The sequence below is a fragment of the Flavobacterium degerlachei genome, assembly GCF_900106645.1.
GTDB classification, from domain to species: Bacteria; Bacteroidota; Bacteroidia; order Flavobacteriales; family Flavobacteriaceae; genus Flavobacterium; species Flavobacterium degerlachei.
This window is the reverse complement of the sequence record NZ_FNMV01000002.1, coordinates 220,612-233,114: the sequence shown is the minus strand read 5'-3', so window position 1 is coordinate 233,114 and position 12,503 is coordinate 220,612. Positions and strand designations below refer to the sequence as shown.

Below are 12,503 nucleotides of genomic sequence, written 5' to 3'. Positions count from 1 at the left end.
TTTATTAGAACTGTTTTTTTTTATACTATTTCTTATTTTTAGTAGACTTCATATTCAATACTTCAACAAATAAGGAGAATGAAATCGCAAAATACAGATAACCTTTCGGTACTGGTGTCACATGACTACCAAATATCAGCGCATTCGATAAATGAGCACTTTCTGTAAGCAGCATCATTCCAATTAAAATCAAAAATGAAAGCCCTAAAATCTGGATCGATGGATGTTTGTTTACAAAATTCCCTACAGGAACTGCAAACTGCATCATGATTAAAACAGAAATTACAACAGCCGTAATCATAATGTACAAGGCGCCTTCAACACCGTTAGTCATACCTACGGCAGTAAGAATACTGTCAAAAGAGAAAACCAAATCAATCATAATGATTTGCAGTAATACATTCTGAAATGATTTTGTAGCGGCTTTACCTAATTCTTTTTCTTCAAGTCCTTTTTCATCTACTTTCTCTCGAATTTCACTGGTACTTTTATAAATCAGGAATAGACCTCCAAAGAGTAGTATTAAACTTTGTCCCGTGATTCCGGCAGAAAACCAACTAAGGTCAATGGTAAACCAAGCTGCTTTCATTTGAATTAATAAGTTAATCCCAAACAAAAGGGCAATTCTCATAAACATGGCCAAAAACATCCCTATTTTAGTCGCTTTTTTACGTCTTTCTGGGGGGAGTTTACCCGTTGCAATCGAAATGAAAATAATGTTGTCAATCCCTAGGACAATTTCCAGGAATGTTAATGTTAACAGGGCAATCCACGCATCCGGATTTAAAAATACTTCCATTTTAGTAAGGTGTTAATTGATTTATTGGCTTGATTGCATTCTGGTTGTTAGTCTTTACTCTGATAGTTTTGTTACGATTCCTTTTTGCTTTTGTGCAGCACCTACCATCCCAAATTCAAAGGTATAGGTGTTTCCTGATGTTGACAAAATTTTCATTGCAATTGCTTTTTCTTCTGCCATATTTTTAGGATACAATTTTTTCAAAATGTACTCGCAATCATTAACCCATCGTATTGAAGCCGTATCCGTTTTACCCTCAAAAGTTTCAATTTCTATGCTGTCATTTCGTTCAAACATAGTTGTTTTTTTAACGCCATCTACCTCGTATTCAAAACTGAATTTACCGGTTTTAAAATCTTTGCAGTTGTGTTCCACATTGTAGCAAGAAACAACTAATAGTAGTAGTGGTAATAAGAGTATGCTTTTTATATTCATGTTGTTGTTATTGAATTTTAATATCATATTTATCCAAAAGTCCTGGTATTCCTTGAGTCGAAAAGCGTGCTTTTTTCATCGGGTTAAACTCGGGATCGATTTTATAATTGTAAGCGGTTAAGAAATTGACTTCTTTTAATTGCGTATCATTAAAAATGGCGTCATCTAAATTGCAGTTGTCAAAAACCGATTGGATAAGGATAGTTCCTACGAAACTAACCTCTTTCATCGAGCAGTTGTTGAACTTTGTTTTGGGCATTTTTTTGTTCGCAAAAGAAGAGTAATCCAATACGCAATCCTGAAAATTCACTCCAAACAAGAAATCAGTACAACTGTTAAATTGAATTCCCATCAATTTACAATTAGTAAAATTGACTGTTTTCATACTTGTTCCAATCAATTGTGTCATCGAAAGATTGCAATCGATGAACTCGCAATCCATAAAGGTATTGTTAGAGAAATCACTGTTAGAGAAATCACATTTTTTAAAGGTACAATCCTCAAATTCTCTATTGTTTACTCTCTTGTTGACGAAAACAACTTTTTCAAATGTCTTTTGAATGTGTATAAGGTCTTCCATTAGTCGTTAAATAAGCTTTTCATGATTGTTTTTAAACCTAAATACATGAGGAACATTGCACCCAGACAAGCTATAATTCCGATTGCCAAAACGAGATAATGCCAAACGTTTTGTTTATTCATAAACGCATTATAAATGAGCGAGGGGCCAATAAACATCAACGGCAAAGCCCCTGATAAGTATTTGATTCCCTTGGATAGTATGTTCTTATTTGTCGCCATTAATTTTTGTTTAAAGTTTCAGGTTATTTTGTTTACGGAAAACAGTTTACTACTTATCGTTCCTAATTACTGAACACTGCTTCTAATTACTGCATACTGAACACTGTTTACTAATTATCGTTTCTCTTTATTATACACTGAACACTGAACACTGAACACTGAACACTGTTTACTGTTTATTATTATAAGAGTCAACTGCTTTGCGGACACTTCCGTGTGTTTCTAATAATTTTGCTGCTTCCTCATAACTGACTGGAATCTCTCCCATAATCATTTTTGTTCCGCGGTCAACGAGTTTGCTGTTGCTCAGTTGCATATCGACCATTTTGTTTCCTTTGACTTTACCCAATTGAATCATGGTGGCTGTCGAAATCATGTTTAACACTAATTTCTGAGCTGTTCCTGCTTTCATTCTGGAGCTTCCAGTTACAAATTCAGGACCTACAACTACGTCGATAGGAAACTGTGCTGTTTGCGAAAGCGGACTTGCTGCATTACAGGAAATACTTCCTGTGATAATGTTGTTTTCATTACAAGTCTGCAATCCTCCAATCACATAAGGAGTTGTTCCTGAGGCTGCAATTCCCACTACAACGTCATTCTCATTTATATGATATTCTTCTAAATCTTTCCAAGCTTGGGTAGCATTGTCTTCGGCATTTTCTACCGCTCTACGAATCGCCGTGTCACCACCTGCAATAATACCTACTACCATATCAAAAGGAACGCCAAAAGTAGGCGGACACTCTGATGCGTCCACAACTCCCAATCGTCCTGAAGTTCCTGCACCAATGTAAAAAAGTCTACCTCCTTGTTTCATTTTAGCGACAATTTGAATCACCAAAGTTTCAATTTGTGGTAGGGCTTTTTCAACAGCTAATGGAACCGTTTTGTCTTCCTGATTGATGTTTGTAAGCAACTCTTGAACGGACATTTTTTCCAAATGTTCGTATTTTGAGGATTGTTCTGTGGTTTTAATGAATGTCATTTTTTATAGCGGTTCAAAGTTGCAAAGATTCAAAGTTACAAAGTTTTACATGAAGTAACAATTCATGGGTTGTGACTGATTATTTTGCGTGAGGGAGTACCTCACTTTTATTTTTTTTTATCGGAGTTCGGTGAACTTCGTTTGCGGCGTAAATCCTTTTTGTTTTTTTAAATAAAAAGATTACTTCATATTATTTTTATTTTAGTCGGAATTCGGTGAATTTCATTTGAAGCGTATAGCCCGACCGCGCTGTAACGATAGTGGAAGTGTGGTCACGCCCAAAATCATAGAAAATATGCCAATGCAATTCCTAGAACAATCATGGAAACTTTGGCGATATTGAATTTATGTCCTTCGCTGCTTTCAAAAATAATAGTCGATGAAATATGGAATAATATCCCAATGACAACGGCTGTAATTTGTGTAGTATACTGATTTAAAACAGGTAAATAATCAGATACAAAGGTTCCTAATGGAGTCATAATTGCAAAGGTAATCATGAAGGCAAAAATGGCTTTTTTGTTTAAGTGTGAGTTAATAAAAAAGGTAGTCAGGATAATGGCAATAGGCAAATGATGAATAGCTATACCTATGGCGAGATTATCATGATGATGACCTACAGGGAAACCTTCCAGGAAAGCATGTATACAAAGGCTAACGAATAACAACCAAGGGATGTGAGACATATTTACATGACCGTGTACGTGACCGTGTTCTGCTCCTTTTGAGAAGAACTCGAGTATGATTTGGAATAAAATTCCCAGCATGATAAAGACACCAATGTTCTCTTCATGGCTTTCGTAAACATCCGGTAAAAGATGCATTACGGTTAATGAAAGTAAGAAAGAACCACTGAAAGCCAACAATAGCTTAAGGTTGGTTTTGTTTTTTGGTTTTAAAACCAATGCTATAACATATCCTAATAGTACGGATAGTAATGGTAAAAGATAATTCATGTTTTTGCTTACCCGTTTATTTGTTTAACCGTTTAATCTATCTGTTATTTAAAAATCATAATTAACCTTTCGCTTTCCGCCTTGTGGAATTTTTTCAATTTGTAATCTCCAAAAATGTCCAACAAATAGATGCCAGCTTCTTCCATTAAGGTTTCAAAATCTTGAAGGGTCAAGGCTTTTACCTTTTCAGTGAAATGAAATTTTTGTCCTTTGTCCTCAAAGTCAATTTCTTTATAGATATGACCGTCTTTCAAATAGCGTTTGATATGAAAATCAATATCATCAACTGTTTTTGTTTCTTCAGGAACTAAGGAGTTTAGGACTTGAGCCACGTTCATAAAGTCAATCACGGCAAATCCATATTCAGATAAACTCTCTTTGATTGCTTTTAAAGTCGTAAGATTGTCTTCGTCATTTTCAAAATAGCCAAAACTGGTAAATAAATTGAAAATAGCATCGTACTTCTCTTCAAAAGGCTCGCGCATGTCGTGCACTTTAAAATGCAAAGTTTCATTGGCATTTTTATTGGCTTCGGCTATACTGTTTTCTGATAAATCAGCACCCAAAACATCAAAGTCTAATTGGTTAAGGTAAATAGAGTGACGCCCTTTTCCGCAGGCCAAATCAAGCACTTTTGCTTTTTCCGGAAGGTTAAGGTAGTGCGTTAGATTATCCATGAAAATCTGCGCTTCCCTGTAATTACGGTCTTTATAAAGGATGTGGTAGTAAGGTGTATCGAACCATGAACTGAACCAAGTTTGAGTTGGTTGATCTTGATTTATTATCGTTGGTTTTTGTTCTTCAGACATTTATTCTTTTTCAATTTATTCTATCCGGCAAATTTAGTGTATTTTTGCTGAAAAATAACGAATACGGGTATATACAAGGACATTCTCGTAACAAATACTAAAATTTTTATTACAGGCAGAATTTTATATAGAAAATGCTTGTTTTAATTGACACAAAAAGATGGAAAATAATTTTAAGATGGTTGCCAAAACCTTTTTTGGTTTTGAAGAAATATTAGCAAAGGAATTACTGATGTTAGGCGCACAAGACGTTGAACAAGGGGTAAGAATGGTAAGTTTTAAGGGGGATAAAGGATTTATGTACAAAGCGAATTTATCTTTGCGTACGGCATTAAAAATCTTAAAACCCATTTATTTTTTTAAGGCAAACAACGAACAAGCTTTATATAAAGGAATTTCTGGTGTAAACTGGTCAAGATATATTAACGCCAATCAGACTTTTGTGATTGACGCTACCGTTCACTCGGATAATTTTAATCATTCTGAATTCGTTTCACAGAAATGTAAGGATGCGATTGTAGATCAATTTAGAGAAAGAACAGGACAACGTCCAAGTATTGATAAGATACATCCTGATTTAAGAATCAATATTCATATTGACAGAGACCAAGTTTCAGTAGCATTAGATACTTCAGGAAATTCATTGCACCAACGTGGATACAGAACAGCAACGAATATTGCACCTATCAACGAAGTACTAGCAGCAGGAGTTTTATTACTTTCAGGTTGGGACGGTCAAGGTGATTTCTTAGACCCGATGTGTGGTTCTGGAACTTTTCTTGCTGAAGCGGCTATGATTGCTTGTAATATTCCGGCAAACATTAACCGTAAAGAATTTGCTTTCGAAAAATGGCATGATTGGGACAATGAATTGTTTGACAATATCACAGACAGTTTATTGAAAAGAGTGCGTGAATTTCATTACACGATAAAAGGTTTTGACAAAGCACCATCAGCAGTTCAAAAAGCCAAAGACAATATCAAGAATGCTAATCTTGACGAATACATCACTATTGAAGAGCAAAATTTCTTTGATACTGAAAAAACTACTCAAGGAAAACTGCATATGGTTTTCAATCCGCCGTATGATGAACGATTGGATATTCACATGGAAGAATTCTACAAAAACATTGGCGATACGCTTAAGAAAAACTATCCTGGAACTAACGCTTGGTTTATTACTGGAAATCTAGAAGCTTTGAAATTTGTTGGACTGAAACCTTCAAGAAAAATCAAACTTTTTAATGCAAGTATTGAAGCACGTTTAGTAAAATACGAAATGTACGAAGGAAGTAAGAGAACTAAATTTCAGGTGACTGAAAAGGACGATGAAATTGAGGGAAAAGAGATTGAAGAGAATAAAGAATAAAGAGTAAAGAATACAGAGTATAGAAAAAAGAATGATGGGTGTTTGTGGAGCGTAATCATTTTCCAACTTTTTTAAACCTTAAAACTTAAACTTTAAACGAAAAATAAAATATAATATAATGACAAAATTACAAATAAGAGCATTTTTATACCAACTAGGGTGTTTCGCAATATTATTCATTTCAGCACGCTATTTAGTGGAACGTTATACTGAATTAACTGGATTGTGGATTCCTGGTACTGCATTTATTGTAGGTACGCTTTTATCTCCAAAGTTTCAGGCAGTAAAAACCAAAGACGGCGAGAGATTATTTATGAAATGGATTTTTGCCAAAGGGGTGAAAGAAATAGGATAATTTGTTGATTGCAACATAAAAAAAAAGGAGCTAATTATATTTTTATAATTAGCTCCTTTTTACTGTTCTATAGATTAGAAAATTTATCTTTTTGGCTGTGGTTTTTTAGGAACGACAACTGCTTCTACTTTCTTTTTATAAAGAGGAATGAAATAGCTAACGGTATAATTGAATCCTACTCCAAAATCACCATCATAAGTTCTATTGAATCCAGGGATGTATAGGTTCTCAAAATTGTCTGGCGTTTTATTGGAAACTAATAGGTTTAAACGAAGGCTGAAACCCATAAATACGTTGTCAAACACTTTTGCTTTGACACCTGCCACCACTTCAATCCAGCTTGCAGTTAATCCGTTGAATTTTTCTCCGGATGCAATTGATGGTATTTCACCAAAATAAGGATTGGCATTGTATATTTTGTAACTGTTGAGTTCTTGGTTGAAAGTACTGAAACCATATCGCAAACCAATAGAGATAATATTCTCCATATCTAACCAGTTTTCATAGGCATTGTAATCAAAACCTGCTTTTAGATAAGAACCTTTAGTGGTAAAATTCAATCGAGTGTCATCAGTAGTTTTATTTTCATTACCTAATTCGGCAGCCAAATAATATTTTTTTGTCAGTCGGTAATCTCCCACAAACTCAATTCCTTTATAGTCACTGTCATACAAACCGCGAGTCAGTTTATATAAATCAACACCTACACGCAAGCCGTATCGATTTGTTTTAGCAGGAACCACTACCTGTTGTTGTTCTTCAGGCAATTTTACGGTCTTTAAATTCCCGTTATCAGGAATTATAGCCTCCGTACTAGTGCTGTCAATAGTGTTTTTCAGTGTGGTAGTCTCCTGTGCTTGAACTAAAAACAGAGAAAAAACGAGGCAAATACTAAAAATATATTTCAAGGTGTGTTTCATTTTCGTTATCGATCGTGCTGTTTTTGACTGCAATATATTGAATCCACTTTTCATCAGCTACCGCTGCGTCAGTATGAACATAAGGCGTTATAGGGTCTAAAGTGAATTCTGTTTTAAAACCACAGGCTCTAGAAACAAAAACATTTTCTCTAGAATAATTAAGTTTTAATTCGTCTTCATTTACCAAGGCAGTATCTGAATTGCCATAATTTAAAATAAAACTAAAACTAGTGGCATCAGCGTCTATTTTTAATGGGATCGAAACGGTACTCCCGTTAACGAGGGTGCTCTCATTGAAAGTAATTCCTTCGGTCTTTCCTTCTCCAATTATGGTTAGATCAGTAACGCTTTTCAATTCAGATGGATTGTTTATGTCGTAAAACGAAATGACCAATCGGGGAGTGGTGATTGTATCTGCATCACAAATATCATCTTTCTCACAACCGGAGAAAGTGAAGGCAATAGCTAATACTAGAAGAATTATTTTTTTCATATAATAATATTGAATGAAGATTGTAGATTAACGATTGCTGATTTCAGATCTTTAAAAAAAAAATCAGCAATCAAAAATCACAATTCTTAAATCAGAAACCTTATCTCTTTTCAAGAAGTACTACGTTTTCAACGTGATGCGTTTGTGGAAACATATCTACAGGTCGCACGCGAGTTACTTTGTATTTCTCGTCCATCAACGCTAAATCACGTGCTTGTGTGGCCGAGTTACAACTTACATACACCACTTTATCTGGAGCAATTTTCATGATTTGTTCAACCACGTCTTTATGCATTCCGTCTCTTGGTGGATCAGTAATAATAACGTCTGGATGACCATGTTGTGCGATGAACTCATCGTTAAAAACCACTTTCATGTCTCCTACAAAGAACTCACAATTTGTGATTTCATTGCGCACCGCATTCGCTTTAGCATCTTTAATTGCATCAGGAACACTTTCTACACCTATTACTTTCTTTGCTTTTTTAGAAACAAACTGAGCAATAGTACCTGTTCCAGTATATAAATCATACACGATTTCATTTCCAGTAAGTCCTGCAAAATCACGTGTTATTTTGTATAGCTCGTAAGCTTGGTCTGAATTGGTTTGGTAAAAAGATTTAGCATTAATGCTGAATTTCAAACCTTCCATTTCTTCTAGGATATAGTCACGACCTTTATACAGTTTTATATCTGTATCATATAAGGTATCATTTGCCTTAGCGTTCACCACATATTGTAATGAAGTAATTTGCGGGAACTTCTCGTATAAATGATCTAGGATTAATTCTCTGTTAGCTTTGTCATTTTCAAAAAACTGAATCAAAACCATGATTTCGCCAGTTGAAGACGTACGTAACATTAAAGTTCTTAATAAACCAGAATGTTCTCTTGGGTTAAAGAAAGTCAGCCCGTTTGCATTAGCAAAATCTCTCACTTCGTTTCTGATCGCATTTGATGGATCTTCTTGAAGGTGACATTTGTTGATGTCCAGGATTTTATCCCACATTTTCGGAATGTGAAAACCAAGTGCATTTCTGTTTCCTAAGTCTTCGGTACTTGCAATTTCTGCTTCAGTTAACCAACGGCTGTTAGAAAACGAAAATTCCATTTTGTTTCTGTAGAAAAACTGTTTTTCAGAACCTAAAATAGGTTCAAATTCAGGAAGTTCTACTTTTCCTATGCGTTGCAAATGGTTCAAAACCTCATTTTGCTTGTAATACAACTGTTGGCTGTATTTCATATTTTGCCATTTACAACCTCCACAAACACCAAAGTGCTCGCAAACAGGTTCAGTACGATGTTCTGAATATTCATGAAAAAGTACTGCTTTCCCTTCATAATAGGACTTGCGCTTTTTAAACGTTTGCACGTCAACCACATCACCCGGAACCACATTTGGGATAAACACTACTTTCCCATCAGGAGCTTTCGCAACTGATACGCCTTTTGCACCTGCATCAAGGACTTTTATCTGATGAAAGACAACTTTGTCTGTATTTTTCTTAGCCATGGCGCAAAAATAAGCGTTTGTAAACTTTTATAAATTTAATTTGGCAAATATTTTCAAAAAGAAGTGTTTTTTATTTGGGCCAAATCCCGCTTTCCGCTACAAATCCTCGTTTCTACAGCCCAGATCCGGCCATAAAAGGAGCTTCCTGCGGTCGCTCTTTTCTTGCACGGCTTTGTAGGCTGTCGCAACTGCGGGTTTTGCGCTTCAATCGGGGGCAGGGAGATGGGAACAAATTGCATTTTGTTGTTTAAAATTATTTTTTTTCCAATCTCTTGAAAATAGGCAATTATTTCCTTCATAGAATGTAATCCCTTTGACAGTAAGTAATACTATTTATAGGTAAAACAACTTAGAACTAAGATACTTTACCTGTTTAAATAGTATGTCGCCAATAGTAATTATAACTTTCTAATTATTTATACCTTCTAGTTCTATTACCTTTTTAAACATTGGATCATTGTTAAAAAGAAACTCTTTTCCAAATACATTTTCTTTTGTAGTAGTACGCAAATACAAATTATCAATAGAGTATTGAACTGGGAACTCCACGTTGTTTTTAAAGCAGTCTTCCACTTTTTTGTTGTCTGTAAAATCAATTTGTGGCTCTACTCTAAAAATGACTTTACTATGTGGTAGCATCATAATAAAAGGGTCTCTTTGCATCCCACCCAGTAAGTCAGGTGTTTCTCCTATGCTGATTAGTTGTTCGGTGTTTTTTGCTAAAGCGGACAGATTACTGGATGCGGAATAAATGTACCTGTCTTGTAAAATATAAATTTTGCCTTCAAAAGGATATTTAATACTATCAGGAACTATTAAAGCACTAGCAAATGTGATATAAAACATTTCCGGTTCTTTTAAAGTAGGAACATCCACTTTAAAACTAAATATAGGCTCTTTTTGTATAGAATCACGATTGTATTCATAATAATTACGTGTGTATGGACTCCAGTTTATACCTAATACCACGTTCAGTCGTAAGGTATCCTTGATGATTGATTTTAAAGCGTTATTGTAAGTTTCGTCATTTCCACCGCCATTTCCACGGATATCAATCACAACGGCGTTTACATTGTGTTTGTTAATAATCGTTCCTAAACGTTGATTTATAGAATCGCCTAATGGTACGTCCATCCTTGGCAGTTTAGCGTAAAAAACACCTTGTTTTTCAAAAAAATGTGTTGCTAAAGAATCCTTAGCCTGATTGTAACCGTATTTCCAATTTCTTTCTTGCAAGAAAGTTACTTTATCATTTTTAATGATGGATATTTTGTGATTTTTAAATCCTTTATCTTGAAAAACCAGTTTTAGTACATTGTTTTTATAAATTTCAGAATTTCGGTAAAAATCTTCTTTATAAGTTCTATTATTTGTTCTATCCCAACGTAAAGGAGAGGCTAATTCGGTAAGACTATTTACAAATTGATGGATTTCTATTCCATTACAACTAATAAGTTTCATTGCAGTAGGATAGTTTTTTTCTTTGTAGGAGAATGGCAATAAGTTGTAATACGCACCGTTTGTATAAATCAGATTCAAATCTAATTTTGTATATACTTCGTTTTTAAAATAGTTGTTATATGTATAACTATTTTTGGCATCTGTGCTATCTATGCCCTTTATAGCTCCCAATGGAATACCATATTTTTTCATGTGATCTAGTAATGCATCATTCAATCTATTTGTATGTCCGTCTTGTGCCGCATTAAGTGTTTTGTCTACTATTTGAAGGAATTGTTGTGTTGTAGTCTTGGTATTAATTTGCTTTCTAAGAGTAGTTGCATGTTGATTAAAGTCTATGCCTCTAACTTCTTTATTGAAATAGATTATCGGACTTGTTTGCTTGATTTTAGACACTAAGGTATCATGGTCTTCCAGCATTTGTTGGTAAGATAGTTTAGGTAAACTTTCTGAATTAGAAAGGGTATGTTTAGGACTACTGCAAGCAATTAATAAACAAACTAAACTAATGGAAAAAAACTGTTTCATTTTACTTTATTTTTTAGAATACAAATGAAATCAATTGCTAGTGTCTAAAATTGTAAAAATCATTCACGATTCATTTTATTATAAATCCAAGTCAAATCATTTTGTTGAACAGATACTTTTTCGATCAAACTTTTTGGAGAATAGCCTGTATGTGTTTTGAAATCATTTATGAAGTGTGCTTGGTCGTAATATTGATTGAGGTAATCTACTTCAGTATGTGTATTCTGTCCAAGCATAATTTCATCCAGAATATTTCTAAATCGGATTGTTTTTAGGTATGATTTTGGATTTTGTCCTAAATTATTTTTGAATAATCGAAATAAGGAGCTTTCACTTATTTTAAGGTTTTTACAAAGTGTTTCAACCGTAAGATTTTCGTTATTGTTTTTTGAGATAAAATATAATCCTTCTTTCAATTTATCGGGAATTTCGTGTTTTAAATTCCCTAAAAGCAATGATTCTAATTTTTGAGTCCTTTTGGCAAAATCATCTTCTTCAAAAATTTGTTCTAAAAGAAAATCATTGTTGTTTAAAAAAATATCCTCAAAAACAGTATCCGATTTCATTAAATCAGTATAAGAAGCATTAGTGAACGATCGCAATGCTGAAGGGTGAAAAATGATACAAACTTGGTCAAGACTTGAGTTAATGTCAACTTGAAAAGGGGTTTTATGAAATCCATAAAGTTTACTTACAAACGGTTTGCTTCCTTGAGTAATGATACAACGATTTGTTTGTGATTTATTTACGTGTTTTATTTCATTTTGTTTATAAATAGCCAGACATAGATTATTATTAGGGAATGTAGTATAGCTGAGAATAGCGTTTTCTGTATTTTTAAAAAACAGAAAATATTGAATATACTTTCTCAGGATTTCATTTTTTGGTTTAATGATTATAGATTCCATATCTTTAAATTGTATTGAAATAAAAGTGTTAAAGTAATTGCATTAGCTGAAATTTTGCAACTTTGTAATTCTGATAACTAAAGTAATGCTTTTATAAATAAAGCATTATGATTATTAATGACTTGATATCGCTCCATTCTAATTTCTGATCAAAACTAGTTGCAAATA

The 12,503-nt window shown here is 33.9% G+C and carries 14 protein-coding genes; 2 read left to right on the top strand and 12 right to left on the bottom strand.

The window, feature by feature from the left end; genetic code table 11:
* Window positions 1-25: 25 nt before the first annotated feature.
* The 7 genes from BLV91_RS03155 to BLV91_RS03125 form a co-directional block, all read right to left on the bottom strand.
* Window positions 26-799, bottom strand: coding sequence for a TerC family protein (locus tag BLV91_RS03155; RefSeq protein ID WP_091429544.1), 774 nt, complete (start codon window positions 797-799; stop codon window positions 26-28).
* Window positions 800-853: 54 nt separating this feature from the next.
* Complete coding sequence (locus tag BLV91_RS03150; RefSeq protein ID WP_091429775.1) at window positions 854-1,234, bottom strand: DNA topoisomerase IV; 381 nt, start codon at window positions 1,232-1,234, stop codon at window positions 854-856.
* Window positions 1,235-1,241: 7 nt separating this feature from the next.
* Entirely contained in the window at window positions 1,242-1,814 is a 573-nt protein-coding gene (locus BLV91_RS03145; protein ID WP_091429541.1) for a pentapeptide repeat-containing protein, read from the bottom strand.
* Window positions 1,814-2,035 (bottom strand): DUF6095 family protein, encoded by a 222-nt coding sequence (locus BLV91_RS03140; RefSeq protein ID WP_091429539.1) that lies wholly within the window; start codon window positions 2,033-2,035, stop codon window positions 1,814-1,816. Before BLV91_RS03140 ends, BLV91_RS03145 begins: the two co-directional genes overlap by 1 nt.
* Before the next feature lie 169 nt (window positions 2,036-2,204).
* Window positions 2,205-3,023 carry an N-acetylmuramic acid 6-phosphate etherase gene (gene murQ, locus BLV91_RS03135; protein ID WP_091429537.1) on the bottom strand — a complete coding sequence of 273 codons (819 nt, stop codon included), beginning with the start codon at window positions 3,021-3,023 and terminating at the stop codon, window positions 2,205-2,207.
* A 284-nt stretch (window positions 3,024-3,307) separates the two neighbouring features.
* Window positions 3,308-3,979, bottom strand: coding sequence for a ZIP family metal transporter (locus BLV91_RS03130; RefSeq protein WP_091429535.1), 672 nt, complete (start codon window positions 3,977-3,979; stop codon window positions 3,308-3,310).
* Window positions 3,980-4,023: 44 nt separating this feature from the next.
* A complete protein-coding gene (locus BLV91_RS03125; protein WP_091429533.1) occupies window positions 4,024-4,788 on the bottom strand; it encodes a class I SAM-dependent methyltransferase in 765 nt (254 codons plus the stop codon).
* A gap of 160 nt (window positions 4,789-4,948) precedes the next feature.
* Between BLV91_RS03125 and BLV91_RS03120 the strand changes: the two genes are divergently transcribed.
* Window positions 4,949-6,157 (top strand): THUMP domain-containing class I SAM-dependent RNA methyltransferase, encoded by a 1,209-nt coding sequence (locus BLV91_RS03120; protein WP_091429530.1) that lies wholly within the window; start codon window positions 4,949-4,951, stop codon window positions 6,155-6,157.
* Between the two features lie 118 nt (window positions 6,158-6,275).
* Entirely contained in the window at window positions 6,276-6,512 is a 237-nt protein-coding gene (locus tag BLV91_RS03115; protein WP_091429527.1) for a hypothetical protein, read from the top strand.
* A gap of 83 nt (window positions 6,513-6,595) precedes the next feature.
* Here the strand turns inward: BLV91_RS03115 and BLV91_RS03110 are convergent, their stop codons facing one another.
* The 5 genes from BLV91_RS03110 to BLV91_RS03085 form a co-directional block, all read right to left on the bottom strand.
* Complete coding sequence (locus BLV91_RS03110) at window positions 6,596-7,432, bottom strand: DUF6048 family protein (RefSeq protein WP_175513941.1); 837 nt, start codon at window positions 7,430-7,432, stop codon at window positions 6,596-6,598.
* Window positions 7,404-7,925 carry a DUF6452 family protein gene (locus BLV91_RS03105; protein WP_091429525.1) on the bottom strand — a complete coding sequence of 174 codons (522 nt, stop codon included), beginning with the start codon at window positions 7,923-7,925 and terminating at the stop codon, window positions 7,404-7,406. Before BLV91_RS03105 ends, BLV91_RS03110 begins: the two co-directional genes overlap by 29 nt.
* 100 nt (window positions 7,926-8,025) lie before the next feature.
* On the bottom strand, window positions 8,026-9,438 hold the full coding sequence (gene rlmD, locus BLV91_RS03100) for a 23S rRNA (uracil(1939)-C(5))-methyltransferase RlmD (RefSeq protein WP_091429523.1): 1,413 nt from the start codon (window positions 9,436-9,438) through the stop codon (window positions 8,026-8,028).
* A gap of 408 nt (window positions 9,439-9,846) precedes the next feature.
* Complete coding sequence (locus tag BLV91_RS03090) at window positions 9,847-11,427, bottom strand: S41 family peptidase (RefSeq protein ID WP_091429520.1); 1,581 nt, start codon at window positions 11,425-11,427, stop codon at window positions 9,847-9,849.
* A gap of 59 nt (window positions 11,428-11,486) precedes the next feature.
* A complete protein-coding gene (locus BLV91_RS03085) occupies window positions 11,487-12,335 on the bottom strand; it encodes a helix-turn-helix transcriptional regulator (RefSeq protein ID WP_091429517.1) in 849 nt (282 codons plus the stop codon).
* Window positions 12,336-12,503 lie beyond the last annotated feature (168 nt).

Bases quoted from the DNA above. Each gene is read 5' to 3' on its own strand.
- BLV91_RS03155 (WP_091429544.1), bottom strand. From the start codon at position 799: ATGGAAGTATTTTTAAATCCGGATGCGTGGATTGCCCTGTTAACATTA.
- BLV91_RS03150 (WP_091429775.1), bottom strand. From the start codon at position 1,234: ATGAATATAAAAAGCATACTCTTATTACCACTACTACTATTAGTTGTT.
- BLV91_RS03145 (WP_091429541.1), bottom strand. From the start codon at position 1,814: ATGGAAGACCTTATACACATTCAAAAGACATTTGAAAAAGTTGTTTTC.
- BLV91_RS03140 (WP_091429539.1), bottom strand. From the start codon at position 2,035: ATGGCGACAAATAAGAACATACTATCCAAGGGAATCAAATACTTATCA.
- murQ (WP_091429537.1), bottom strand. From the start codon at position 3,023: ATGACATTCATTAAAACCACAGAACAATCCTCAAAATACGAACATTTG.
- BLV91_RS03130 (WP_091429535.1), bottom strand. From the start codon at position 3,979: ATGAATTATCTTTTACCATTACTATCCGTACTATTAGGATATGTTATA.
- BLV91_RS03125 (WP_091429533.1), bottom strand. From the start codon at position 4,788: ATGTCTGAAGAACAAAAACCAACGATAATAAATCAAGATCAACCAACT.
- BLV91_RS03120 (WP_091429530.1), top strand. From the start codon at position 4,949: ATGGAAAATAATTTTAAGATGGTTGCCAAAACCTTTTTTGGTTTTGAA.
- BLV91_RS03115 (WP_091429527.1), top strand. From the start codon at position 6,276: ATGACAAAATTACAAATAAGAGCATTTTTATACCAACTAGGGTGTTTC.
- BLV91_RS03110 (WP_175513941.1), bottom strand. From the start codon at position 7,432: ATGAAACACACCTTGAAATATATTTTTAGTATTTGCCTCGTTTTTTCT.
- BLV91_RS03105 (WP_091429525.1), bottom strand. From the start codon at position 7,925: ATGAAAAAAATAATTCTTCTAGTATTAGCTATTGCCTTCACTTTCTCC.
- rlmD (WP_091429523.1), bottom strand. From the start codon at position 9,438: ATGGCTAAGAAAAATACAGACAAAGTTGTCTTTCATCAGATAAAAGTC.
- BLV91_RS03090 (WP_091429520.1), bottom strand. From the start codon at position 11,427: ATGAAACAGTTTTTTTCCATTAGTTTAGTTTGTTTATTAATTGCTTGC.
- BLV91_RS03085 (WP_091429517.1), bottom strand. From the start codon at position 12,335: ATGGAATCTATAATCATTAAACCAAAAAATGAAATCCTGAGAAAGTAT.